The organism is Rhodohalobacter sp. SW132, assembly GCF_003390325.1.
Taxonomy (GTDB): domain Bacteria; phylum Bacteroidota; class Rhodothermia; order Balneolales; family Balneolaceae; genus SW132.
Window position 1 is genome coordinate 313,958 of the sequence record NZ_QUOK01000001.1, and the last position, 25,298, is coordinate 339,255.

Annotated in this window: 19 protein-coding genes; 2 read left to right on the forward strand and 17 right to left on the reverse strand. The window is 42.0% G+C overall.

The features are described 5' to 3' along the window. Positions 1–84: 84 nt before the first annotated feature. The 4 genes from DYD21_RS01355 to DYD21_RS01370 all read right to left on the reverse strand — a co-directional run bounded on the left by DYD21_RS01355 (position 85) and on the right by DYD21_RS01370 (position 7,239). The gene (locus tag DYD21_RS01355) at positions 85–2,040 is read right to left on the reverse strand and encodes a RagB/SusD family nutrient uptake outer membrane protein (RefSeq protein ID WP_116031131.1); all 1,956 of its coding nucleotides are present in this window, start codon (positions 2,038–2,040) and stop codon (positions 85–87) included. 11 nt (positions 2,041–2,051) lie between these two features. Then, entirely contained in the window at positions 2,052–5,150 is a 3,099-nt protein-coding gene (locus tag DYD21_RS01360) for a TonB-dependent receptor (protein WP_116031133.1), read from the reverse strand. 353 nt (positions 5,151–5,503) lie between these two features. Continuing rightward, positions 5,504–6,349: a metallophosphoesterase gene (locus DYD21_RS01365; RefSeq protein WP_116031135.1), complete on the reverse strand. Its 846-nt coding sequence runs from the start codon at positions 6,347–6,349 to the stop codon at positions 5,504–5,506. Next, positions 6,346–7,239 (reverse strand): diacylglycerol kinase family protein, encoded by an 894-nt coding sequence (locus DYD21_RS01370; protein ID WP_116031138.1) that lies wholly within the window; start codon positions 7,237–7,239, stop codon positions 6,346–6,348. Before DYD21_RS01370 ends, DYD21_RS01365 begins: the two co-directional genes overlap by 4 nt. An 87-nt stretch (positions 7,240–7,326) precedes the next feature. On the opposite strand from DYD21_RS01370, the gene DYD21_RS01375 reads away from it, so the two are divergent. Then, positions 7,327–7,515, forward strand: a complete 189-nt coding sequence (locus DYD21_RS01375) for a hypothetical protein (protein WP_158551372.1) — start codon at positions 7,327–7,329, stop codon at positions 7,513–7,515. A gap of 187 nt (positions 7,516–7,702) precedes the next feature. Here the strand turns inward: DYD21_RS01375 and DYD21_RS01380 are convergent, their stop codons facing one another. After that, positions 7,703–8,650: a flagellin gene (locus DYD21_RS01380; RefSeq protein ID WP_116031144.1), complete on the reverse strand. Its 948-nt coding sequence runs from the start codon at positions 8,648–8,650 to the stop codon at positions 7,703–7,705. Positions 8,651–8,746: 96 nt separating this feature from the next. On the opposite strand from DYD21_RS01380, the gene DYD21_RS20950 reads away from it, so the two are divergent. Continuing rightward, positions 8,747–8,899, forward strand: coding sequence for a hypothetical protein (locus tag DYD21_RS20950; RefSeq protein ID WP_158551373.1), 153 nt, complete (start codon positions 8,747–8,749; stop codon positions 8,897–8,899). Positions 8,900–9,112: 213 nt separating this feature from the next. On the opposite strand, the gene DYD21_RS01390 is transcribed toward DYD21_RS20950, so the two are convergent. From DYD21_RS01390 to DYD21_RS01445, 12 genes are all read right to left on the reverse strand, one after another. Further along, entirely contained in the window at positions 9,113–10,057 is a 945-nt protein-coding gene (locus tag DYD21_RS01390) for a flagellin (RefSeq protein WP_116031148.1), read from the reverse strand. Between the two features lie 266 nt (positions 10,058–10,323). After that, positions 10,324–11,271 (reverse strand): flagellin, encoded by a 948-nt coding sequence (locus tag DYD21_RS01395; protein WP_116031144.1) that lies wholly within the window; start codon positions 11,269–11,271, stop codon positions 10,324–10,326. 269 nt (positions 11,272–11,540) lie between these two features. Continuing rightward, the gene (locus tag DYD21_RS01400; protein ID WP_116031150.1) at positions 11,541–12,851 is read right to left on the reverse strand and encodes an AAA domain-containing protein; all 1,311 of its coding nucleotides are present in this window, start codon (positions 12,849–12,851) and stop codon (positions 11,541–11,543) included. Next, positions 12,814–15,144: an AAA domain-containing protein gene (locus DYD21_RS01405; protein ID WP_199535439.1), complete on the reverse strand. Its 2,331-nt coding sequence runs from the start codon at positions 15,142–15,144 to the stop codon at positions 12,814–12,816. Before DYD21_RS01405 ends, DYD21_RS01400 begins: the two co-directional genes overlap by 38 nt. Positions 15,145–15,508: 364 nt before the next feature. Continuing rightward, positions 15,509–16,273 carry an NTP transferase domain-containing protein gene (locus DYD21_RS01410; protein WP_116031152.1) on the reverse strand — a complete coding sequence of 255 codons (765 nt, stop codon included), beginning with the start codon at positions 16,271–16,273 and terminating at the stop codon, positions 15,509–15,511. After that, positions 16,270–16,944 carry a gamma-glutamyl-gamma-aminobutyrate hydrolase family protein gene (locus DYD21_RS01415; RefSeq protein ID WP_116031155.1) on the reverse strand — a complete coding sequence of 225 codons (675 nt, stop codon included), beginning with the start codon at positions 16,942–16,944 and terminating at the stop codon, positions 16,270–16,272. Before DYD21_RS01415 ends, DYD21_RS01410 begins: the two co-directional genes overlap by 4 nt. Next, positions 16,941–20,069: a PEP-utilizing enzyme gene (locus DYD21_RS01420; protein WP_116031157.1), complete on the reverse strand. Its 3,129-nt coding sequence runs from the start codon at positions 20,067–20,069 to the stop codon at positions 16,941–16,943. The genes DYD21_RS01415 and DYD21_RS01420 overlap by 4 nt, the downstream gene beginning before the upstream one ends. Beyond that, on the reverse strand, positions 20,062–20,964 hold the full coding sequence (locus DYD21_RS01425; RefSeq protein ID WP_116031160.1) for a hypothetical protein: 903 nt from the start codon (positions 20,962–20,964) through the stop codon (positions 20,062–20,064). The genes DYD21_RS01420 and DYD21_RS01425 overlap by 8 nt, the downstream gene beginning before the upstream one ends. Before the next feature lie 85 nt (positions 20,965–21,049). Beyond that, positions 21,050–21,841 carry a hypothetical protein gene (locus DYD21_RS01430; protein ID WP_116031162.1) on the reverse strand — a complete coding sequence of 264 codons (792 nt, stop codon included), beginning with the start codon at positions 21,839–21,841 and terminating at the stop codon, positions 21,050–21,052. 295 nt (positions 21,842–22,136) lie between these two features. Continuing rightward, the gene (locus tag DYD21_RS01435; RefSeq protein WP_116031165.1) at positions 22,137–23,423 is read right to left on the reverse strand and encodes a CDP-glycerol glycerophosphotransferase family protein; all 1,287 of its coding nucleotides are present in this window, start codon (positions 23,421–23,423) and stop codon (positions 22,137–22,139) included. Then, positions 23,420–24,538 (reverse strand): DegT/DnrJ/EryC1/StrS aminotransferase family protein, encoded by a 1,119-nt coding sequence (locus DYD21_RS01440; RefSeq protein WP_116031168.1) that lies wholly within the window; start codon positions 24,536–24,538, stop codon positions 23,420–23,422. Before DYD21_RS01440 ends, DYD21_RS01435 begins: the two co-directional genes overlap by 4 nt. Next, positions 24,531–25,295 carry an acyltransferase gene (locus DYD21_RS01445; RefSeq protein ID WP_116031170.1) on the reverse strand — a complete coding sequence of 255 codons (765 nt, stop codon included), beginning with the start codon at positions 25,293–25,295 and terminating at the stop codon, positions 24,531–24,533. The genes DYD21_RS01440 and DYD21_RS01445 overlap by 8 nt, the downstream gene beginning before the upstream one ends. Positions 25,296–25,298 lie beyond the last annotated feature (3 nt).

A 25,298-nucleotide genomic window follows, 5' to 3' on the forward strand; every position in this document is an offset into this window, starting at 1 on the left:
CAAACTTATCTAAATAAAAAACGGGAGCAGCGTTTAAACTGCTCCCGTAATAGCTATTTGAAAATTAGTGTTTAGGTCCGGAGATTAATATCCGGGATTTTGATATTCAGCTCTTTCTGCAGAGCTTATCTGAAGCGCATCCAGCTGGCCTTGCGGGATCGGCCGCAGGTAGTGATGGGGCTGGATATTACGCTGTACGGTTTGTGCTTCGTGATCGCCATAATTACTGCCGGCAATTCGATAGCTGGAAGCAAATTCCTCCCACTTCTGTGTTCTGATCAGGTCATACCACCGGAATCCTTCAGCAAAATACTCGCGTGAGCGCTCTTCCAGGATATAATCGATGTCGATCGTTGCCGGAGTTGCAGCTACCATTTCGGCACTGTTATCCTCGATTCGCTCCTGGTTTTCCTTGTTGTACCATCGCCAGTGACCGGCACGTTCGCGAATGACATTAATGAGATCACGAGCATCCATACCGGCTGCTGTAGTGGCACCTTGTACCGCAGCTTCAGCTGCGATAAAATAAAATTCAGAGAATTTTGCGATGTTAAATGGTCGGGTAGTAGCCGCATTCGGTTCACCCAATCCATCTCCGCTGTCGGTGCGGTAGGTTCCGAGCTTCCAGAGCCCCGGATACACAATTCTGCTGATGTCTTCAGGCCCAATTACAAAGTCGGACCTTCCGGGTAGTTCACCTGCACCTATATTAGCACCCCGGCTTGGATCTGAAGGATAACTGATTGGTGTGTCGGGCTGCTCATCAAGAAACGTCAGAACCGGATCTCCAGCTTGAATTTCCATTAAATTCGCGTTGTAAATAGGTCCGTTAACTTCAGGTGATCTGTCAATATTAGATCGGTAGGCGGTAGTGAACGTTCCGTCATAGCGAGAATCATTGGTTTTATCAGCGAAAGTTTCCGTAATCGCATCAATGGTTGGAGCCATACGTGTCCATGGGCGTCCAAGGGATTGAACCGCTTCACGACGAACAGATTCTATATTCCCATTCCATTCTGTATCAGAAGAGCTGCTTCTGATGACCGTGTAGTTCCAGGTCATCATCCAAACCGCAAAGTTATCAGCACCGCCGCCATTACCCCATGTGAGGCTGGCATCGTTGTAGAACTCGCTGGTTTCAGTTCGGTCAGCATATAAAAGGATTTCGCTATTTCTATCGTTTGGAGCATAGTGTACATCATAAAACGTCTCCTGAAGAGCGTATGGCCCCGGGTTTTCGATCGCCTCAATGGCTATATCGTATGCTTGCTGGTAATACCAGTTTGCATCATTGCCATCCGGATCAGTCCGGCTGGTTTCAGGATAGGTTGGAATGTTGTTTGGGTTCTCCAGCCACCATGCGTAGGTGAGGTATGCTTTTGAGAGGTACAGGCGGGCAACATTTTTTGTAACTCCGCCAGTTACTCTTGGGTTATCCGGTAAATTTTCAACAGCTGTAATGAGGTCCGGGAAGATGGCCTGTGTATAGACTTCCGGGACTGTGTTCCGCACGGACACGCGAACAGGATTTGAGTTAAATTCCAGTTCACCGGCTCCCAGATCTAAAGGAACACCGCCGAAGGTTTGAACAAGCTGAAAATAATCAAAGGCACGAAAGAAATTCGCTTCAGCGACCAGCGCTTCAGAAATTCCATCCACTTCTGAAGCATTTTCAATTACCCCGCTGGCTGTATTAATGGCTTCAAAAGCATTTCCCCATAATACATCAGCGCGGCTGTCTGTTGCAGTGATTTCTCCCTGGCCGCTAAGATCCATCACCAGGAAGTTCTGATCGGCACTTTGGGCATAAGTTGCCTCATCCGTACCGGTAACACCGGTGTTGTAGAAATAGGCATTGCCATAGATATACCTCAGATGGGCATACAGTGCGGTTACCCCGCCTCTCACACCCTCTTCGGTTTGAAAGAAACCGGGTTCGTAAATACTGCGGGGTTGCTCATTCAGAATATCCGAACATGATACGACTAACAGAAGTATCATGGTCACTCCTAAAATGTATATCGATTTAAACTTTTTCATAGTTCTGGTGTTTAAAATGACAGATTAATTCCTAACAGGAAATTGCGGGTTGCGGGTGCATTTGTCCCTACGGTTAACAAACGCGGCTGATAAGCAGATGTAACCGCTGCGTTTTGATCTCCGAATGAGTTTGTTTCCGGATCCAGGCCTGTTTCCCTGTTAAAGGGTGAAAAGAGTACAAATGGATTTTGTACTGTAAAATAGACCCGGAAATCACGGATTCCTGCATTATCCATCCAGGTTGTATTCCCAAGATTATAACCCAGTGTCATCGTTCTGATTTTCAGGTAGGATGCATCAAAGTAACCCATGGTGCTTCCATACTTTGGGTTGTCACCGGTGGTGATTCCGCCGGGTGCGGGATAGTTACCGCCCGTGTTTTCTGGTGTCCAGTAATCTACATCTACATTATTTCTTCGTCCTGATAATAAATTAAGATATCCGGACGCTGAGTGCAGTGTACTAATCAGAATTCCGCCATTCTGGAAAGCTCCAATCACATTAAAATCGAAGTTTCTGTACGTAACGCGGGAATTAAATCCACCCTGAAAACGAGGATTAACATCAAGAACCTGGCGATCTTCCGGGCCGATGGCTCTTGTGGGGGTTCCGTCTTCGTTGTAATCCCCTGTATACTCCACTTTGATCATTCCTGCATTTCCGCCGGGCTCAAGGATGTCTCTGTGAGGATCGTCTTCCTGCCAGATTCCAATATTGTTATAATCATAAATAACATTGATCGGATTGCCAACAAACCACCAGTTGGACTCATCTCTTTCCTGATCACCTGCGAGTGCTACCAGTTCATTTCTGTTGGAATAAAAGTTCAGGCCGGCTTCCCATGACCATCCTTCCGGATTTTCAAAGATCATACCATTTAAGGAGACTTCAAGACCCTTGTTTTGGGTCTCCCCTATATTAGCTGTATAGCTGCCTACTCCAGAAGTGCTTGGAAGGTTTACGCCAAGAAGGATGTCCTTCGTATTGGTAACGTAATACTCCACGGTACCAAACAGGCGGTCGTTCCAAAGTGAAAAGTCAACCCCGTAGTTATACGTTTCAGAATACTCCCATCCCAGGTTTTGGTTTGGCAGTTCCGTTACACGGAAACCGGTGACGTATGTGTCATCTCCATGATTATAGGGGCGGGTTCCCAGCCTGCCTAAAGTTGAGTACGGAGCAATGGCCTGATTAGAGGTCTGTCCATAACCAGCGCGTAACTTAAGCATGGATAAATGAGGAACATTATCCATGAACCCTTCACGGTCTACATTCCACCCAACCGAAACAGCCGGATAGGTATGCCATTTTTCTCCATCGGCTAATCTTGAGGAGCCATCCGTACGCAATGTCGCTGATAACATGTAGCGATTATCGTAGGAGTACATTACCCGGCCCATGTATGACATCAAACCGCTTACCTGGTAATTCTGGTTACCCGGGTTGATGCTTATCTCACCGTCAGCCTGTCCCAGGTTATAAAACTGAAACGCTTCGTTGGGTATATTTCTTGCTGACATAAAAGAAGAGTTGTACCGGCTTTCTTCTGCAGAGAAAAGACCTGTAACCGTTACCTGGTGTACATCCGCAAACTGCTGATCGTAATTCACGATATTTTCTACTACCCAGTTATAGGTGTGATTATTTCCTACCGATGCGGTCGACTCGGTATTTGGATTTGGACTGTTAATTCCGCTGCCTGTGAAAGCACCGTTATTTGTTTGTCGATAATCCAGCCCGAAGTTTGTGCGGTAGCTAAGCCCTTCAACCCAGGGAATATCAACTTCTGCGTAAAGTGCGTTATATGTAGCGTAAGATCGGGATTCATTGACCCATCGATCTTCCACATCGTCCATAACTTCACGTGATGAGACCCAGTTTTCATCATTCGGCATACGAATGGTTCGTCTCCTCGACCCATCTTCATTATAGGGACTGGCAATTGGAGACATACTTAACATATTGTAAAGTCCAACCTGAGATCCCTCAGTTAGATTGTAGTTGTTATTGGAGTTGAAGCCAAAACTAAAATATTCTCCGATTTGCTGGTCTACAGAACCGCGAAGAGATATTCGGTTATATTGCTGAGTTGGAATGACTCCTTTATTCTGATGGTATCCTCCGCCAAAAGTATAGCTTCCATTGCTTGTACCGCCTGTCACGCCGATATCGTGTGATGTAAGTGCCCCGGTTTGATAGAGAAGATCCTGCCAGTCGGTATTTACATCGTTTGATTCATCAGCTCCGTTGGTATATTGCCCGGCTGCTTCGCGAAGTGCAACAAAATCTTGTCCGCTCATCATTGGGTATGGAGAAAACACAGTAGCGGCTCCATAGTATCCGTTATAAGTGATTTCGGGATCCTGCCCTTCACGCCCTGACTTCGTTGTGATTAAGATAACACCGTTTGCGCCGCGTGAACCGTAAATGGCCGTTGCAGAAGCATCTTTCAGGATATCGATACTCTCAATATTATTCGGATTGAGGTCACCAATTGATCCGGAAAAAGGAATTCCGTTCAGCACAACCAGCGGGTCGTTACTCGCTGTAAGCGATCGGGTTCCGCGAATGCGAATCTGCATTGAAGCTCCCGGCTGAGATGAGGTTTGGGAAAATTCAACTCCCGGTACCCGGCCTTGAAGTGCCCCGGTAATATTTGATGAGGGGACTTCAGCCATTCGTTCACCACTTATAGATGCTACGGATCCTGTTACTGATTCCTGCCGGACAGTTCCATAACCAACAACAACCAGCTCTTCCCCCATAATTGCCCGGGGTTCCAGGTTAACTTCAATTTCACTTCTTCCGTCGATGGGAACTTCCTGTGTTTGGTACCCCAAATAGGAGAATACCAAGATATCGTTTTCGTCAGGGGCATTCAGTTGAAAGTATCCATCAATGTTTGTTGATGTTCCAACAGTAGTTCCCTGAACAACTACGTTGACTCCCGGAAGCGCTTCTCCATCATCTGATGAAAAAACATATCCCGATACTGCATGACTCTGTGCCTGGGCCATCGAAACGCCCCATCCACTGATCACCATGATGCTGTTTATTAGCAAAAAACAGACAAAAAGGTTTGTTGAATATTTTGTATTAGATCTTTTCATAACATTTCGGTCCCGTATGATTTTGTCATGTTAAGTTTTAAGAGTAGCTGTTGCTACAGTCACATTTGCGCAAACGTTTGCACGATTACAATGAAAGAAAGGCAAATTTTAAAGTATTCCCAAATAAACTGTAATGGCGATATATATTATTATAGCCCTGTTTGAACAGTATTTACAATTAGAAATGAATTGTAAGAGCAAAAATGAGCAAAAAAGAAAGGGAATTGAGGCAAAAAGCTATATAAATTTTGAGAATCCCGGGGTTTTTAAAAAATGTAAACAATTTCAACTCGTTAAAGTTTGAAGTTTATATCACTATCTAAATACCGAGGGATTGGTTCAGTTTTTCCAGACTATTGAGGTGAGTTTATTTTTTGCTCCGAAACTACAGGCAGCCAACGCCCGTCACTGAACGTAAAGGGTACGGTTTCCGCTTTTACAAATTGGCGAGAGGCTTTTTCCCAGCGACGGACTTCTATCTTAACCCTGTCCGTTGATACATGAATGACATTAAAGCTGTTGGCTTCATCCCGCAGCCGGTTCGAAACTGCTGTGCCGGCTTGAGCAACTACAATTGATCGGTCGGATGAGGGATAAAATGTACGGATTTCACCGGTGTAGCCATGATGAAGATGTCCGGCAAGGAGAAGGTCAACCTTACACTCTTCCAGAATTTTTAAAGCCCTTCCGGCGCGGCCGACCAATTCTATTTTTTTATCCTCGGCACCTGGTGGAGGTATGAATGGGTGATGTGTGACAACAATTTTAAAGAAAGAATCCGGAATACCGGACAAAATGGATTCCATTTCTTGTATTTGTTCGGGTGAGATTCTTCCGTTTTTCCAGGTAAGAGATCGGGCCGTATTGATACCAAGGACCGAAAGATTGTTATCTGTATAACTGGGAAAAAGATCTCCGGTGATATATTTTTTATAGCGGCCAAGAGGGTTCAAAAATCGTCTGAAAATATCAAAAAGCGGGATATCATGATTGCCGGGAACGTTGATTTGAGGTTTTGGAAGCCGTTCAATAAATCGAGCCGCATCACGGTACTGAGAATTTCGCGCCCGCTGTGTGAAATCCCCACTGTTGATTAGCATATCAGGGTTCAGGCGGTTTAGTTCCCGAACAAGGTTTTCGGCAACTTCCTCATCAACCGTTCCGAAATGCAGATCTGAAATATGGGCAATAGTTTTCATGGAGTGATAACATTTAAGCTGTTTCGCTCTGTTTTGAACCGAAGAGGGGAACTCAAGAGTACATTTTCACCGTCTATCGCTACCCGAACTTTTTTTCTTCGGGGGATAACGGTTAATTCATCAAGCAGTTTGGTTTCAAGTGTATCTGTATTGGCCACTCCCCTGGTTGTAATTTGCAGGGCGGTACTGTACAGTGACCATATTCTTGAGGAAGAAGAAAGACAAAGCCATATTCTGCCGCCATTTAAGGATGTACGCGTAAATCCTGCTTCAATCGAATCACTATACTCATTGTTACCAACAAACAAAAAAGGAGTGAGTAGCTTCTTTGTTTTTCCGTCGTATTTGATCGTAAGTCTCTTATACGGAATTTTGTTCATTACAACCAATGCAGCCACGATTTTAGCCCGCCATTTAGACCAACCATGTTTATCTGTTCGAACCTCTCTGTGCCGAACCAGGTCCGGGTACATTCCCAAGGTAGCGTTGTTAATGAAATATCGCCCATTTACGTTTCCAAGGTCAACTTTCCGGTAGTTTGGTTGATTCAGAAGAGCAATGGCTTTTTCGGGATCCTCCGGTACGCCAATATCTCCGGCAAAATTATTTTTGGTACCAAGAGCTAATACAAGAAGTGAGGTATCCGACCCTGCCAGTAATGATGCTGCTGCACTGATGGTGCCGTCCCCGCCCCCGGCGATAAACAGTTCAACACCGTTATCGATGATTCGCTTCATCTCATCGAAAACTTTTTCCCCGGGAACAATTGCAAGATTTTCGGCATCGACCCGGTCAGCCAGAAGGCTTCTGATTTTATCCAGCCGTTCCTTCTTTTCAGCAGGGGATAAAATTCCCGAACCTTCATTTAAAACAGCACCAATTTTTTTCATAGTTGTGATACTATTGAAAAGGTTACTTGTTTCAAGTTAATTGCGGGTCAGGCTACATCATATTGGATTTTAAGAAAATATAAAGAGGTGAGTTGTAAATTTATTTTCAGGGTGCAGGGTGCAGGGTGCAGGGTGCAGGGTGCAGGGTGCAGGGTGCAGGGTGCAGGGTGCAGGGTGCAGGGTGCAGGGTGCAGGGTGCAGGGTGCAGGGTGCAGGGTGCAGGGTGCAGGGTGCAGGCAGGAAGTTGACATCGCCTCAACGCAAAGTCAAATTTAATACTAAAAATAGTGCATTATTTTCGAATGGTTTTTTTCTGCTCTTTGATGATCACTCATAAAATTTTGAAGTATCCACACTTGGACCGAGAACCCTTGCGCCCTGAACCTTGGACCCTGAAACAAAAAAAAGCCTCCCGATACTATCGGAAGGCTTTTGGAATGTTGATCCATTATGTAATCTGTACTTACCCGAGGAATCCGAGTACAGATTGAGGACCCATATTCGCTTGTGCCAGTGCAGACGTTGAGGTCTGCTGCAAAATCTGCAGTCTTACAGACTCACTCTGCTCCTTGGCAAAGTCGGCATCCATAATTCTACTTGAAGCCGAACTGTTGGCGCTGATCGATTGCGAGAGCGTTACTTCACGAATACTCAGCGATGATTGCGTCATACCGATTTCGTTCACTCGCTCATTCATCCCTTCAATCGCTGTATCCACAGCGTCGATAAAGCTTCGGAAATCATCAGCCGTAGCTGCATCAAACGACAGACCACCCTGTCCGCCTGTGCCCGCAGCTGTGGCGGAAATCGCTCCCGATGCCGCTCCTATCTCAGTATCACCACCTGCTGCAAACAACTCACCGATGTTTACCGCTGACAGATCCGTCGTCAGCGTATCGGAAGACCGCTCGCCTACCTGGAACGTAAGTGAAAAATCACCGGTATTTGTCGCTGCACCAGAAGAGGCATCTACAGCACCATTCAACAGCTCAGAATCCTGGAATACGGTTTGGTTGGCAACATCATTGATATCTTCGGCCAGCTTCTCAATCTGGGCGCCGATGTATCCACGCTCATTTTCTCCAAGCGTATCGTTGGCTGCCTGTGTGGCAAGAGCTTTCATTTCGATCAGGCTATCCATAACTGTATCAAAACTTGACTCGGCAATATCAAGAACCGACTTGGCGTCGCCTACATTCTGAAGCGCCTGCTCCAGGCCGGCAACCCGGCTGTTTAATTTCGTTGCAATTGCATATCCGGCAGCATCATCTTCCGCACGGTTGATCCGGAGACCGGTAGAGAGTTTCAGCTGGTTGTCAGCAAGGTCTCTGTTGATTCGATTCAGCGACAACTGGGAATCCAGCGACTGAATATTGGTATTGACTCTGTTTAAATCGCCAAAACTTGACATGTTATATCACCTTTTGTTTGTTCGTATAATTAAGTTGCATTCGTTAAAAGGTTTATCGAAGGCGAAAAGGCGATCTTAAATTTTTTTTAATTTTTTTTGCAGGGTGCAGGGTGCAGGGTGCAGGGTGCAGGGTGCAGGGTGCAGGGTGCAGGGTGCAGGGTGCAGGGTGCAGGGTGCAGGGTGCAGGGTGCAGGGTGCAGGGTGCAGGCAGGAAGTTTGACATCGCCATCAACGCAAAGTCAAATTTAATACTAAAAATCGCAGATATTTCCAGACTTTCGATATTCACTGCAGTTCATTCATTAAACTTAGAAGCATTTGACTTACCCCTTGTGCCTTGCGCCCTGCCGGTGCCTTTCCCGGTCCCGGCGAATGCCGGGGAACCTTGAAACAAAAAAAAGCCTCCCTGATCTCTCGGGAGGCTTTTGAATAATGGTACTGTTTATGTGTCAGATTCAGTTCTTACCCGAGGAATCCGAGTACAGATTGAGGACCCATATTGGCTTGTGCCAGTGCAGAGGTTGAAGTCTGCTGCAGAATCTGAAGCCGAATAGATTCACTCTGTTCTTTGGCAAAATCCGCATCCATAATTCGACTCGATGCTGCACGGTTGGCACTAATGGATTGAGAGAGCGTCACTTCCCGAATACTAAGTGATGACTGCGTCATACCGATTTCGTTTACACGCTCATTCATCCCTTCAATCGCTGCATCCACTGCATCGATAAAGCTTCGGAAATCATCCGCTGTTGCAGAATTGAATGTTAACGATCCCTGGCCTCCGGTGCCTGCAGCTGTTGCTGTAATCGATCCGGCTGTGGCCCCTATTTCATTATTGGTACCTTCAGTAAACAACTCACCGATATTTACTGCAGACAGATTAGTCGTCAGCGTATCTGTAGATCGTTCACCCACCTGGAAAGTAAGGGTTAAATTACCGGTGTTCGTTGGATTTCCGGCTGAATCTACTGCACCATTCAACAGCTCAGAATCCTGGAATACGGTTTGGTTTGCGATATCATTGATATCTTGCGCCAGCTTCTCAATCTGTGCACCGATGTATCCGCGCTCATTTTCTCCAAGCGTATCGTTGGCAGCCTGGGTAGCAAGAGCTTTCATTTCGATCAGGTTGTCCATTACCGTGTCAAAACTTGACTCGGCAATATCAAGAACCGACTTGGCGTCGCCTACATTCTGAAGCGCCTGCTCCAGGCCGGCAACCCGGCTGTTTAATTTCGTTGCAATTGCATAACCGGCAGCATCATCCTCAGCACGGTTAATTCGAAGACCTGTTGACAATCGAAGCTGATTGTTTGCCAGATCTCTGTTAATTCTGTTCAGTGACAACTGGGAATCCAGCGACTGAATATTGGTATTGACTCTGTTTAAATCACCAAAACTTGACATGATAATTCACCATTTATTTAGTTGTTCATCTATACAATCTTATAGATATATGGAGTTATCGTTACCGAATTCGTGATCTTAAATAGACTTAAAATTATTTTTTATAAAATTAACATGTTTTTTAGTATTGCAGGGTGCAGGGTGCAAATGTTGACGCAGTCAACATTTTGTCACCTGCGCCCTGAACCTTGGACCCTGAAACAAAAAAAAGCCTCCCGATACTATCGGAAGGCTTTTGGAATGTTGATCCATTATGTAATCTGTACTTACCCGAGGAATCCGAGTACAGATTGAGGACCCATATTCGCTTGTGCCAGTGCAGACGTTGAGGTCTGCTGCAAAATCTGCAGTCTTACAGACTCACTCTGCTCCTTGGCAAAGTCGGCATCCATAATTCTACTTGAAGCCGAACTGTTGGCGCTGATCGATTGCGAGAGCGTTACTTCACGAATACTCAGCGATGATTGCGTCATACCGATTTCGTTCACTCGCTCATTCATCCCTTCAATCGCTGTATCCACAGCGTCGATAAAGCTTCGGAAATCATCAGCCGTAGCTGCATCAAACGACAGACCACCCTGTCCGCCTGTGCCCGCAGCTGTGGCGGAAATCGCTCCCGATGCCGCTCCTATCTCAGTATCACCACCTGCTGCAAACAACTCACCGATGTTTACCGCTGACAGATCCGTCGTCAGCGTATCGGAAGACCGCTCGCCTACCTGGAACGTAAGTGAAAAATCACCGGTATTTGTCGCTGCACCAGAAGAGGCATCTACAGCACCATTCAACAGCTCAGAATCCTGGAATACGGTTTGGTTGGCAACATCATTGATATCTTCGGCCAGCTTCTCAATCTGGGCGCCGATGTATCCACGCTCATTTTCTCCAAGCGTATCGTTGGCTGCCTGTGTGGCAAGAGCTTTCATTTCGATCAGGCTATCCATAACTGTATCAAAACTTGACTCGGCAATATCAAGAACCGACTTGGCGTCGCCTACATTCTGAAGCGCCTGCTCCAGGCCGGCAACCCGGCTGTTTAATTTCGTTGCAATTGCATATCCGGCAGCATCATCTTCCGCACGGTTGATCCGGAGACCGGTAGAGAGTTTCAGCTGGTTGTCAGCAAGGTCTCTGTTGATTCGATTCAGCGACAACTGGGAATCCAGCGACTGAATATTGGTATTGACTCTGTTTAAATCGCCAAAACTTGACATGTTATATCACCTTTTGTTTGTTCGTATAATTAAGTTGCATTCGTTAAAAGGTTTATCGAAGGCGAAAAGGCGATCTTAAATTTTTTTTAATAAAAAAGTGAAAAAGAAAAAGAGAGAGGTAAAAGCGCCCATATGATGCATTCAAGCTTATTTAGCAAAGTGGAGTTTCTTCAAATTACAGATTAATGATAGTAAATGGAGGATGACATCTGCTCCTTTTGATAGAGAGATACAATTAATTTAAAGGCTCTTAAAATCAGATAATTGCATCAACAAGAAGCTTTTACTCGTTTATCCATATCCCTCTTAAATGCTGTCACCAGTTTTTCAATAGTTTCAGTATGTGAATTATTCTTATTCCAATATACAAGTGACCGTTCATAACGTTGATATTTATCTGCCTTACTTCGTTGGGCGGAAAGCCAATTAAACGAACCTTCACTTATCAAAAAATGATCGGCACACATCGTTTTATTATGAAAGTTTTGGGCTACATTAACTGATGCTCCGGCTTCTTTCAAAAGCACTATTCCCTTTTTAGCGGAAGATTTTAATTGAGATTTGCTATCCTTATTCAGAAATGCATCCACATAACAAGTCACCTTAATACCACGATTTTTTGCATCCCTGATTAATTCAGGAATCTTATCAGATTGGACCGCATAATCTGTAATAAAAGGAGAAGCAATGATAATATGCTTTTGAGCAGACTTAAAACAATATCTTAGAAGCTTGCGATGGCGTTTTAGTTCCGCTATACGTTCAACCGAAACTTCAGAGTCAAGCTGTTCATTCTTGATAATTTTATGAGGCTCAATGTCCACCAGTTCATTACCGGAGTCCTCAAATAGATAGGTTGCCAAAAGTCCTGAGGGATCATTTGTATTATTAGGGTCGAAAATATGCATGTCGCCAAAAACCAGAAAACTTTCCTTAGCCCGGGATACGGCTACATTGAGCATCATCACATCCTGATCAAAGAAATAACTGCCGGTATGGTTTCGATCATATACAGATGAAAAAATCACCACATCCCGTTCAGCACCTTGAAGGGCATGCACGGTACCCACAGTTATTTTATCTAATCCATTATTCTTTCCTTTTAAAATCTTTTTAATAATTGTTTTCTGCTCCCTAAATGGCGTAACAACGGCTATTATATCTTCTATACATTGTTCATCAGACTTATTTATTAAACGTGTTTTATTCTTTGAGATCCAATCAGCAACAGTTTGGGCCTCCTGTTCGTTGTAGCGACTGGCGCTATTGTCTCTTTGTGACATACCCTGAACATGAGCAAATCCAAAACGTGGTAAGTGGCATGATTCCCCGCTCTTCCGTTGAGGCTGAAGCTCACCATGGTATACAAGTTTATTACAGTAGTCGATTATTTCCGGCACACACCGCCAATGTTCCGAAAGGAACATCCCACCGACATCAATATTCTCTAACTTATATGGACTGCTTTTTTGAGCAACTCTCATTACGCTTCCGCCATAGGTTGTTATACCCGCTTGCTTAAGTTGCTGATAGGCATAGTCATCAAAGCTGAGTGTATTTACTGCATTTTCTTTGTCCAATTATTTTACTAACACCCCAAATCGGTTGTATTTGGCTCGTATCTCCTACAACCAATGCTTTCCTGGCCAGTGCAAAGCCAGCTCCTCCAATTTCCGGAGAAACCTGACCTGCTTCATCTACGATAAGCAGATCAGCAAAATTTATCAGCGGATCATTGACACTATCTGCATAATGGCTGAAATACTTGGGAAGCATATAAAAGGTGCTTACAAAACATGGGGTTAATTTGGCATAACGAAGCCATTTTTTTTCTGTGTCTTTTTTTGAGTAGTTTTTGTTCTGTTTTAAAAAATCCTCCATTTCCAAAAGCCACCGACCTTCCCAATAATGAATGGCATATAGAAACATCTTATGTCTAATTTGCGAATCGAGAAGTTTTAGATCCCTGTCATTCTCACCATCATTATAAACTTTGATATTCTGTTTAAACCAAGAATTGATTTTCAAAAGTAGTTCTTTGTACTCTTTTAAAGCTGAAAGAATTTTATCAGCATTCTTCTTTTCTTTAAATATACCCTGGCTCGTTTCAAAAAAATATGCTAGTAGTTTATCATGCGATGTGGAATTTTCTTCGCTTGGTGTCCAATAGCTATCTTTAAAAAAGAACTGATTATGAAGCTTGATCTCATTCCTGAACCGGGGAACTACCGTACCCAACCAACGAATATAAAACGGGAGTCCTTTATAGCTTTCCTTCCATTCTTCCCTAACAGAATTGAGATCATCTAACTTTCTGGATATATCAATAACTTCTTTATCTGCCGCATTAATTTTAGCCGTTATAACCTCAAGTTCTTTATCAACCTGAAACTGATTCTCAATCACGCTTGCCGGATCTTCATCCGTAAATTGATTTTGTTTATGTAATAACATTTCCCCTTCTTCAAGGGTCTTATACATTTTCTGTAATTCTGTATGGAGATGGCTTTTAATCTCCCCGACGGATGAGAATGATTGGCTAAAGTATTGTAGTGCCTTCTCACAGAACACTTTTTTTGCCCTATCAAGAAAGGGTTGATTTTCAATTTCGCCAGGAAAGCCTTTGCCTGAGAAACTGGTTTTTAGCACCCCTTCCTCATTATCACTTTTCAGTACTTCGTTTGAAGGACAATATAATGCGAAACTTGAAACCGGCTCCGGCAACCAACGATTTACGAGGATATCAGGATGCACATCCCCTTCAAAACTTTGAATTATGTTGGTAATAGCCTGATTATTTGCTGATGACGCCAAGATTACTGGTGGCTCTTCATTGGCAAGGGCTTTTTCAACAAATAGATGTGCCACTATGCCTTGAAGAAGTGTTGTTTTACCTGTTCCGGGAGGCCCATTCACTGCCAGTATTTCTCCATCTTTAAGCTCACTAAAATGGTGCAGTGCCTGACGTTGCGAATCTGCTAAGGGGTTATCTCCCTTCATTTGACCCATATGAGATGTAAGCTCCTGCTTTATACGTTGCTCACTTATCTCTTTTCTTTTATTACCTGGGGAGAGATCACAGAATGAATTCAATAATTCGTTAGATTCATTTTCATCAATAAGATGATTGTATAATTGAATAATAGATTCATTTGCTCCAGATTTCACACCCGAATCAAGTGCAATGTAGGCATTCTCATCAAGTATGAATTCCTCACCTCCAAATGTAAAATGCTCTACCTCGTTTCCGTTGATATTTAATGCAAATGTATCAGCTGATGCGAAATGCTTTAAAAAATTGATCCCCCATTCGAAATAGCTGCTCCACTTAAGGTCTACATCTACAGCTGGATTCTTCGCTGTATATTCTTCTTCTTCAGAAGTAGTTCCCAACAGCTGCTCTTTTTTTTGCTTCGAAGTGGAACTTTCGGCAAATAAATAATCACGGTCAATCCAAGGTGAAAAGTCACCATCTGCAATTAAATTTCCAGACTGTTCAAGCCTGGCCGGTATCCAGAGAGGTATTAAGGAATTTTTTACTTTATTCTGTTTCCTTTTGTTTTTAAGAAGCCTTCGGAAGGGACAGATAAGTACCGGACAGAACATTGGCTCATCGTCTGCATCAAAGGTATGAGTTTCAGTTTTTTTATCGCTGCCATCTTTATCTTTTAATTCTGAGCGATACTTATGAAATAATTTCTCAGTGATGCTATGATTTACTTTGCCTTCTGTGATTTCTTTGAAAGAAATTTTTAAAGCATTTTTAAAATAAGAATAAGAATTTACCTTCCTGCGTTCTGCTTCTAATAATGAATTTCTGAGATATCTTAGAACGGTATGACTGCTGTTCTTCTTCCTATCTATAATTGGCACTTTTGATATTATTTTTATTAAAACCTTGATTCCCAGATTTTCTGGTTGATATTTGTGCCAGTTTCTTCATTATTAAATCAATAGAATGAACATCAAACTTTTCTGCCATCCATCAAACCAACTACAATCCCTCCTTCTGAAGTTGGAAACTTGCATTAAATCTCCTCGAATTTATTTTGATCTATGGACTTAAATTGACAGATCAGTCCTCAATAATCACATCCGCGGCAAAAAATGAGAAATGATGATTGATATTGTTTTCGGAATAATTATATCCAGGTTGATTGAATTTAGCTTTGTTTGAACAATGTGTTCTGAATGAAACTTCCCCTTTTTATAGGTTCCAATATCCCACACTACCCTTTTACTCAAAATTAACTTCAGAGGCTATTTTCAGATCTTTTATGTTATCAACCTCAAACCATCCTCTTTGAATCGAAACATACGTGACCTTAGAGGTTTGAGATAGAAAATTAAGCAGGTCGGTCATGTACGTATTTTTGAGTTCGCGTCCGGAATTCCAGGTGTCAGCTATGCAGGCCGAATCATCTTTACAACTGTAGTATGCTTTCTTCATGATATCACACCCTTTGGCCGAGAATTTCATCAACCCTGTAAATTGCCCATCTATTTCTTTCGTGGAATTCGCTTTTTGACCAAGACTCTTTACCTGGTTATTCGGCCCCGTGACAAATGTCTCTGCATCTGACAGCGGATCTCCACAACGCTTATTCCAATATTGCTCCCAGAGTTCATCTGAGGCCAAAACGATATCTTCTTTGCTGTCTAATACTTTTTTCAGCACTTTTTTCGAATAGATAATATCTCCGTATGCAACTATAACTTCTCTATTAAATTCCTTTTCTGCACACATGAGGCTGTAGACCATATTTGTTGAATCAAAATCAATATTTATTACTTTTTTTATTCTCGGATCCTGAATCTTCTCTTCTTTATACCCGGCCACTACTGTAATATCTACAATGCCATAAGAGTTTAAGGTTTCAATTTGCCATTCAAGCATTGGTTTTCCATTTACTTTAACCATGCATTTGGGGACATCATCAGTAAGTGGGCGGAGTCGTGTTCCTTGTCCTGCTGCGAGAATTATTGCTTTTGCTGAACTCATGTTTTCTGACTGGCATTAAAAATTTTTGAAAATAAAAAAATGTCTTCTTCTCTGAATGAAGTATATCGTTCGGGATGCCACATCATACCAAAAATTGGATGTGAATTGTGACGAACAGCTTCAGCTTCATCCTTGTAACGGCCGGCAACCACTATCTCTTCAGGCAGGTCATCAATCAAGATTCCTTTACGATGATAAGAATTGCAGGATCTTTTATCGCCGAAAATATTGGAAAAGTGTTGTTCTAAAAAAGAAACCTCATGCTCTTTCGCTACATGTATTCCCGGCTCAACATCGGAAAGCTTTCCACCAAAAAAGGTGCATATTAATTGCATTCCCCGGCAAATTCCGATCACCGGTTTCTGGTTGGTAACAGCCCATTGAAGTAACTCGGTTTCGGTTTTATCTCTTTCTATGGCAACATCTTCTTTCATTAACAAATCGAGATCATCACTTTTATTTTCCGAGACGTTGTTGCCACCTGAAAAAATGACCCCGTCTAATTGCAAGTGATCTGTATAATCAATTGGGCTTGATATTGCATTGGGTATTGGATAGAGCTGGATACCAATCTTGGATGCAAATGCATACCAACTTTGGTCCAGGACATCTCGTCGTTCATTTACCTTTTCTTCATATACAACCCGCTGCGTTATACCAATTCGTTTCATCCCAATACACGTATTTGTTTATTGGCACAATTCAATTCTACCTTTTCTGCCTTTTGCAGCCTATCAAAAAGTTCTTCTCCACATCCAATAGCTGCAGGCAGTCCAAATTCAGCACAGCGAATCGTCATGTGAGACGCAGCACCACCATATTTGGTAATCAACCCTTTTATAGGGTGCAAGAATATCCAATCATAACCCGGATCTGCACCTTCTGTAAGCACAATTTTACCAACAAGTTCTTCTTTAGAAGAAATCTCTGATAGTTTACAAATAGCAGATGTCACCGATTTAGTACTTACATAATTAGGCTCTGCTGAATTATGTTCAATTATATCCAGATCATCGGGTGATAAAATGATTTGAGGGGTCTCAATTTTATTCGAATCTTCGTGCCAGGTTCTTCCATCCTGCACTTTTTGTTTTATGTATAGAACCGGTTCCCGTGCAATAGTTTGTGTATTCAGCCGTAAAATATCTTCTACAAATAAGTACGACATATCCTGCCTAGTAAAACCATGATGAAATCCCCATTCTGTAATCAATGTGAGCACGGCGTCCAGGTTTTTGGTGAATTGGAATTTAGCGTATTCCCTTGCCGCTGTAGCCTTGCGAATGAATTCCAATAATTGAGGGGCACTAAACTTCATTTCCATCGTTTCAATTTCCTGCTCTATCCTGGCCATTGTTTTTTCAGAAAATAACGTTGATGAGGCCTCTATACTCTTGATTGCTGGCTGATTTGTTGCTCTTTGCGAAGATTCCAACGGAAAATAATATTCCGGCTTTTCCCTATAACTAAATGTTGTGATATCGTAACTTCCCGGACGCAGATGGCCAAATTCATTCAAAAAATCTTCTCGCGATAATTTGCCCGCCAGAACAAGATCCATCTTTTCTACCAGTTCTCCGGCAACAGTCTCAATTGTATTTAAATACTGATCTTTCTCTGTTTTTGTTATGGCGCCTTTAGCAACCAATCCTTTCATCATAGAGGATGCTATAAACCCATATCGTGCCATAATGGAAAATGGAATGGTTCCAAAGTTTATGCAATCATCAATCAGAATATTAATAATTGACGGGATCTCATCGATCTCATAATTCTGTTGGAGTAACTTTTCTCTTCGCGGATTTAATTTTTCGGTCTCTTTAATGAGTTCATCCACCGATAGAGTATCCCCAACTACAGCCTGCTCTGTTAGCTGATGCAAACCAGATTTGAGTTCATTGATCTCTTCGTTCGTAAATCCTGCATCAATAAGCCTTTGAAGGTGGTGATCGATATCCGGGCTAAAGCATGTAATGGCAATATCAAACTCGATCTTATCATGAAGATGTGGATTCTCTTTCAGCCTTTGGACGTAATGATTTATAAGTTTTTCGGAAAGCTCGGGTGAAAGATCTTTAGGAATTAGATTATTGAAACTATTCCTAACATCAATATATGGATGCCCGCCAATGCTAAACATGAGTTTTTCCGGGGCCGGATCGTGATATCCCATTTTGCCCCGGGCAACTCGCCACGCAGAATCGGTAATCAAATATTGGTATAACGAAATATCTAAAGGCTTTGGGCGCACTCCAATCATTTCAGCCGGATTCCAATCAGGCATATCCGCCAAAAGTGTATTCTCACCATAGATATGAGGATATGGTTTACATCGCGATTTAATCTTTCTTTTGGCTTCCTCTACCCTGCTATGAAAATCTTGCACCTCTCTTAGCCCGGTGTGAGTGGTGATGGGCCGTACCTGAACAACATACAGCACACCGGAGGTACTAAGTACGAATTCAATATCGAGCGAGGAATAGCCGGTTATAGATTCCAACTCCTCAACGGCCTCCGTTATTTTTTGCAGTCGTAAATCATTGGGGCGCTTTTGTCCATTTTTATAGATCAATATAGATCGGGAATCTCCTGTGCTCCCTGATGTCACCGTATCTGTTCTGTTTGATTGATCATCATAATTGATCAGAATATAGGGGGTCCCATTTTCCAAATGTCTGGTGAAAGCCACTCCGCTCATTTCAACATCTGTAATAAATGGTTGTACCAATACCTGATTCTCAGGATTATACGTTCCGGAACCATTGGATCGAAAGCCGCTTATCACTTCTTCCACGGCTGAATCTAACATCTTTGGCTCCCCAGCCGAAACTCCTGCAACACTAAGAAAAGCCCCGGCTTGGGATGAATCCCATGAATCTTCTTCCAGAGAACTGCTTCTAACGATTAATTCATGTCCCTGAAACCGATGTTGTATATCTTTAATAATGGTTTCTGAGTTGTGCTCCCAATATTTTAATGGAAAATGAATCTGGTCGGTAACCACAGATTTTTTCACAAACGGTCGAATTCGCTCTAACGTCTCTGCTTTGGTACCAAATATGAAATGGGCAAGATCTTCATGAGAATCCAGTTCGGCCCAGTCTCCACTGTGATCAAATAAAGTGAGCTCGAATTTATTTTTATCCTTTAAATAGATCAACAAATCGGTCAGGCTTCCCTGGTCATTCAATCCCGATTGTTTCTGGCCTACAAATATTTCATACAAATCCCGGACAACATGCTCTTTCAAATACATCAACCCCGAAAACTGTGCATTTGCCGCTTCAGGTGATATGTTTTGCCGGCCTACCTTTTCAGCTGTTCCGTTTGAAGAGATTACTTTCTCGGCACGGTATTGCAGCTCAGGTGATGTAAGCCTTTCCCTCCAGTTTTTATCCACTCCGATTAAAACCGGTGACTGATTCTGCAGAAGTTCTTGAAAAACAGATGGGCGAAAGACTGTATCCGCATACATAAACATCAGATCCCCTCCCTGCCAGTTTTCCATCGCATACCTGAGTGATCCCAACACATGGGTACTCTCCCACCTGGGATTAATCGCATAATGTATTTGTGGATACTCCCGTATAATTTTCTCGATCTGATACCCCCCAACAAATGAGATCTGGTCGTATGCAATTCCGGCTTCACTTAAACCATAAAGAGTCCAGTCCAAAACTTTATGTCCGCGAACCAGCCTCTCCAGAATAGGCTGAGAATGATCTGAATAAAGCGAACTTTGTGTACGTGCTGCACCAAATATAAAAACCTGCATTTTGCCCCGTGCCTTATTCATAAATTGGATTTTTTACCTCTTTATTATCGTACCAATTCTGCAATTCATTAAGCAGGTCTATCTCATCACGATTTAGAATAGATTGATAAATACCAATGTTCTTAACAGAAATCCCCGGATCAAAATACCGAAGCGATGCAGTATGTGATTCACTCTTCACATTTAGAAAGTTTTCAATTTTTCTCTTTATCTCTTCATAATGGTTAACGAGCTTCTCAAACCCAATATGAATAACTTTTTCCGGGCCATGTGCTTCCAATATCTTGTCTGCCCAATTAATTCGGGCTTTCAGTGTATCTATTTGAAATTTTACAGCACCCATCCTGTCCCCTCCGTAAATATCAGCTGTCGCAGACCTCATATGTTTAAATAAATGTCCCTGCCTAATAATCTCTGCCATTTGATCTTTTGGAGATCTGTAAACTATAATCATCTTATACGGACTAAATACTTCAGGCCAAACCTTAAAGTGTTGTCCAAGAAGAAGAGGCTGATCAAAAACTACCCATTTCGCATTTCCTCCATATATCGACCGAATAGTATCAATCCACAATTTTGCTTCTTGCAAATTATGCTGATGGTCACCTTTTTTTAAACTTCTATATAACTGGGTCAATGCCTGAAGCCGTGATAAAGATTGTTTCAACGTATGTTTATCAATATCACTGATGCGACTGTTTAAATTTTTAATTTCTTTTAAACTATTCCCAAGCAGCGTTTCAATTTTTGACGGGTAGTATTTGCTAATCCTTTTTTCCAAATGATCTCCAACCAGTCCCGGCCTTCTAAATTCATCGAACTCTCCGGGAACAAAACCGGTCCCTTCATATTCTTTTAAAAGGTCCGTAACAGCACTTGAACCTGACCACAAAAGCCCATTTATCAAAACATTCATATCATTTATAAAATCTTATTGAAATTTTATCAAAAGAAGCCTGGTTAGATGTGCTAAGCAGGCTCTTTTAATCCACTAATTTGGTTTAATGTTGATTGAATTTGTTTATGGCTTGCGGTAATAAAGCATCATGCATGAAATAATACGTTTTACCTTCTGAATGCTGTTGCCGGGTTGTCTTCCAGTAAGCCGGGTCGGGGATATTATGGAACAATGAGCCCAGTATTTCAGCCCGAAAGTGTGGATCCACATAGTTGATAAGAAGTTTCTTTGCAGCCTTTAAACCCATTTCTCGAAAGTCAACTTCAAAACTTGGTAACAAGTGGCTTCTGGTATCGATGATGTCACCTGTATCAATTCCTTCATTCATAAAAAAGGCACTCATTCCAATTATGTCGTGCACTAATGTACTCCACAGAAACCCATCTGCCCCTTTAACATTTGGAACTTCTCCAGGATGGATGTGAATAAAGCGTTTTCCACAATTCAGAACATCTTTTCTGAGTATCCCCCCGCCACAAAAAATAATGTATTGTTCTGACGTGTTCTCCAGAAACGTAATGAGGATCTCACCATTAATATTATCGATGGTTAACGTGTCGTATTCCCATCCTATAGAATTGAGAGTGTCTTCAGTGGAAAGGGTCAGATCTCCGGTAAACAAACTTTTTGCTTTTAAAGCAGAATTGATTGCAGAAGCAATCCTGGAGAATTCAGATGTAGTTAATTCTTCAATTTTATTTGAATAGCTACTGTTCTGCCATCTCAAAAGTAATACCTTCGATGGTCTCAACCCTAACCTGTGTAATCTATACAGGTATGCTTTCGTAATATTGTGGGCAGTTGCAAGTAAAAGTACATTCTCCAATCTCTTCATGATATTAAAAATTGATTTGGGGCAGTTCCATATCGATCAGATCCCCAATTTTTAAAGCTGTATTGTAGAACCGTACATCTTTTTGGATATATGCCAGAAGACAAAAGCTAACCGCTAATTGGCTATATATTTCTTTACCTAATTCTTACTTTTGTTGCCGGTTTCGAAAGCTCATCGTCGTAACCGGTGTACAACTTTTTATTGATCTCAAATTTTCGCATCAGTTTTTCAAGAAGATTGCTGTTCAAGCTGTCTTCAACCTGAATAGCTGGGATTATATCTTTGATTCTAACCTTTATTTGCCTCCCGCTCTGATCGCAGACTTTATGTATTTAATTATATTTTCGGATGCTGTAAAACCATCATTATCTTTTAAATACTCTGCTACAAACTGATGTCGCTGTGCTTGCATAACATCCTGTTTATTTAAAATCTGATCATCGATAAATTGAATTATTTCTGATGATCGATGGGCATGATAGTGTTGTTCAAAAGCCTTTTTACCAAACTCGTGGAGCCGGCCAGATACGTTTTCATCACGCAATAAATAGAGAGGTGGCTTTGATGTTGACAAATACTCAACCATAAACGAAGAGCAATCGTGAATCAGAGCATCGGAGGTCAAAAACAAGCGGGTATAACCGGACTGTTCCAGCAAACCATTTTCCAATTTCTTCCAAAAATCATAATATGCATTTGTTCTTTCCTTACCCCATTCTTCATCCTTATAGAGCTTTTCTTTTAGCATTGGATGAGGTTTAAATGCTATTTGAATACGATCTGAATACTCCAGTGCAATATCCTGAAATACTTCATAATATTGTTTGAACGTAGAGTAGTCGAGGTCCTGTCCCTGCCCTTCAATCGTGTGATGCGGCGCCCATATTATTCGTTTATGATCCTTTAAAGGCCAGGGATCAGAATCATCGTTATCTGATGGATACAAAAAATCATCCAGTGGGGGATACCCGCTTACCACTACGTTATCCCCTCCATTTCGGGCATACATTTGAGCATACTGCTTATGAACTTCCGTCTCATAAAAATTACGCCATACCAGGTTGTGAAACGGACCATCATAATTTTTCTCTTCTTTTCCATTGGTGGTAAAAAAGTAAGGGACGTAGCAAGAGAGTGATTCAGTATAATGATGCAGTCGATATTCGTCCCTTGTGTAATCAAAGGGGACGGAATAAAAAACGATGTCAGGATTCAGCGAACTCTTGATGTCTATCCAACGGTCATTCTCTTCATCATAGGTTTTAATGGCCTTGTATCCTTTCGACTGTATTTCTTCGAAGGTAACATTCATTTCCTCCAGCATATATTCACTACCTTCCCGCAAATAAGGACACACAAATACCACCGGCTCAAAAAACGGATCCTGCTCCATGAGCTGATAAAGTCGATTGTACTTCCAAACAGCTCTATGAATGACCTGAAAGCCTACGGTAATCACAGATTTATTTTTCAGCCTATCTAACACCTTGCAATAACGTTTTCTGTAAACCTTCATACGTTCTTCTACCGGTTCATCAAATATACTCTTTGCTTTCGCAGCCACCATTGCTTGTTGTGTCATACCTTCACCTCCACGGTTTGATAACTGCCCACTGCTTTAACCACTTTTTGAAGCTGTTTTTCATCCAAAACCGGGCTGATAGGCAGACTCACAACTTCTTTGTGCATCTGATTTGTGATGGGAAGATCACATTTATGCAACTCCGGGTATCCCTCCTGTTCATTAGGTGCAATGGGATAGTGGATGGAAGCCTCCACACCCTCCTCTTTCAAATGTCTTATGAACTCATCTCTGTTTTTAACCCGCACCACGAATAAATGCCATACATGGGAAGCTTCATCTTTACATTTCGGGAGTTGCACTTCAGGATTTGAAATATTTTGCAAGTAAAAATTCGCAACCTCTTTGCGCTTCCTATTATCTGCATCCAACCCTTTCAGTTTAATGCGGAGTATGGCAGCCTGAATTTCATCCAAGCGACTGTTAAAACCTTTGTACTTATACTTGTACTTCGTCTCACCGCCATAATTACTCAGTGCCCGACAACATTCGGCAAACTGAAAATTGTTGGTGCAGATCGCTCCACCATCACCCATTCCTCCCAGGTTTTTTCCCGGATAGAAACTAAACGCTGCTGCATCACCCAAACTACCAATTCGTTTTTCTTCATGATATGCCCCATGAGCCTGGGCTGCATCCTCAACGAGCTTTAGGTCATATTTCCCACATAATTTACCGATTTTTTGGGAATGGGCATTTTGGCCGTACAGATGCACAATCATAATAGCCTTTGTCTTACCAGTAATCTTCTTCTCTATCTGGTTGGGATCAATGTTATAGGTTTCAATATCGGGTTCAACCAGTACTGGTTTTAACCGGTTTTCCGTAATAGCCATAATTGAGGCAATAAAGGTGTTGGAGGGAACAATCACTTCATCTCCCTCTTCCATCTCTCCCATCACCATATAGGCCTGCAAGATAATGCGCAACGCATCCAGTCCGTTTCCCACTCCTACCGTATGCCCCACGCCGATGTAGTCTGCATATTCCCTCTCAAACGCACCTACTTCTTTTCCCAAGATGTACCAGCCAGACTTGACAACTCTTTTAATAGCATTTTCTATATCTTTTCCATATGGCTCATTAATATTTTTTAGATCCAAAAATTTAATCATGGTTCTTCCATTTATCATAACCAATTCCTTCCCATGGCATGCCTCTTTCAAAATTATAAGGCCATGGATAGTGACTATTTTCATCTTCTCTTGATTTAATTTCTCGTACATCTTTGACAATTTTTGCTGGACTACCAATTGCCAATTTGTAATCACCAATATCCTTGCCAACTAAACTTCCAGCACCTATCAAACAATGTTTTCCAATTTTAATATCTGGTAGTAACACTGAGTAGACTGCTATCTGAGTATAATCATCCACAGTGGGTCCCATACATAAATCTGAGGGCGGGGTTGGATCATTTGTAAAAACAACGTAAGGATATATGAATACATAATTTCCGATTTTTGATTCCTGTCCAATATGTACGTTGCTATGAAGCCATGTATAATTCCCTATTTCCAGTTTTCCTTGTAAATCACATAAAGTTCCTATTCTACAGTTATCACCAATTACTGATTCTTCCCTTATTGTTACTCTATGTCCTGTAGAGAGATTTTTTCCTATTTTACACCCACAATAAATTATGCTTTTACTTCTTATCAATGCTCCTTCGCCGATAAAAGTTGTAGCGTTTACATATTCCTCATTTGTGTAGTAATCATTTATTGGCTCTCCAATTGCACAACCATCTGCAACGATAGAGTTATCACCTATATGAGCATTATCATAAATGGAAGAATTATCCCCAATTTTTACATTTTTACCTATTTTGGCTTTATCACTAATGAATACATTTCTACCCTCGAATTTCATATC

Bases quoted from the DNA above. Each gene is read 5' to 3' on its own strand.
- DYD21_RS01355 (WP_116031131.1), bottom strand. From the start codon at position 2,040: ATGAAAAAGTTTAAATCGATATACATTTTAGGAGTGACCATGATACTT.
- DYD21_RS01360 (WP_116031133.1), bottom strand. From the start codon at position 5,150: ATGAAAAGATCTAATACAAAATATTCAACAAACCTTTTTGTCTGTTTT.
- DYD21_RS01365 (WP_116031135.1), bottom strand. From the start codon at position 6,349: ATGAAAACTATTGCCCATATTTCAGATCTGCATTTCGGAACGGTTGAT.
- DYD21_RS01370 (WP_116031138.1), bottom strand. From the start codon at position 7,239: ATGAAAAAAATTGGTGCTGTTTTAAATGAAGGTTCGGGAATTTTATCC.
- DYD21_RS01380 (WP_116031144.1), bottom strand. From the start codon at position 8,650: ATGTCAAGTTTTGGCGATTTAAACAGAGTCAATACCAATATTCAGTCG.
- DYD21_RS01390 (WP_116031148.1), bottom strand. From the start codon at position 10,057: ATGTCAAGTTTTGGTGATTTAAACAGAGTCAATACCAATATTCAGTCG.
- DYD21_RS01395 (WP_116031144.1), bottom strand. From the start codon at position 11,271: ATGTCAAGTTTTGGCGATTTAAACAGAGTCAATACCAATATTCAGTCG.
- DYD21_RS01410 (WP_116031152.1), bottom strand. From the start codon at position 16,273: ATGAGTTCAGCAAAAGCAATAATTCTCGCAGCAGGACAAGGAACACGA.
- DYD21_RS01415 (WP_116031155.1), bottom strand. From the start codon at position 16,944: ATGAAACGAATTGGTATAACGCAGCGGGTTGTATATGAAGAAAAGGTA.
- DYD21_RS01420 (WP_116031157.1), bottom strand. From the start codon at position 20,069: ATGAATAAGGCACGGGGCAAAATGCAGGTTTTTATATTTGGTGCAGCA.
- DYD21_RS01425 (WP_116031160.1), bottom strand. From the start codon at position 20,964: ATGAATGTTTTGATAAATGGGCTTTTGTGGTCAGGTTCAAGTGCTGTT.
- DYD21_RS01430 (WP_116031162.1), bottom strand. From the start codon at position 21,841: ATGAAGAGATTGGAGAATGTACTTTTACTTGCAACTGCCCACAATATT.
- DYD21_RS01435 (WP_116031165.1), bottom strand. From the start codon at position 23,423: ATGACACAACAAGCAATGGTGGCTGCGAAAGCAAAGAGTATATTTGAT.
- DYD21_RS01440 (WP_116031168.1), bottom strand. From the start codon at position 24,538: ATGATTAAATTTTTGGATCTAAAAAATATTAATGAGCCATATGGAAAA.
- DYD21_RS01445 (WP_116031170.1), bottom strand. From the start codon at position 25,295: ATGAAATTCGAGGGTAGAAATGTATTCATTAGTGATAAAGCCAAAATA.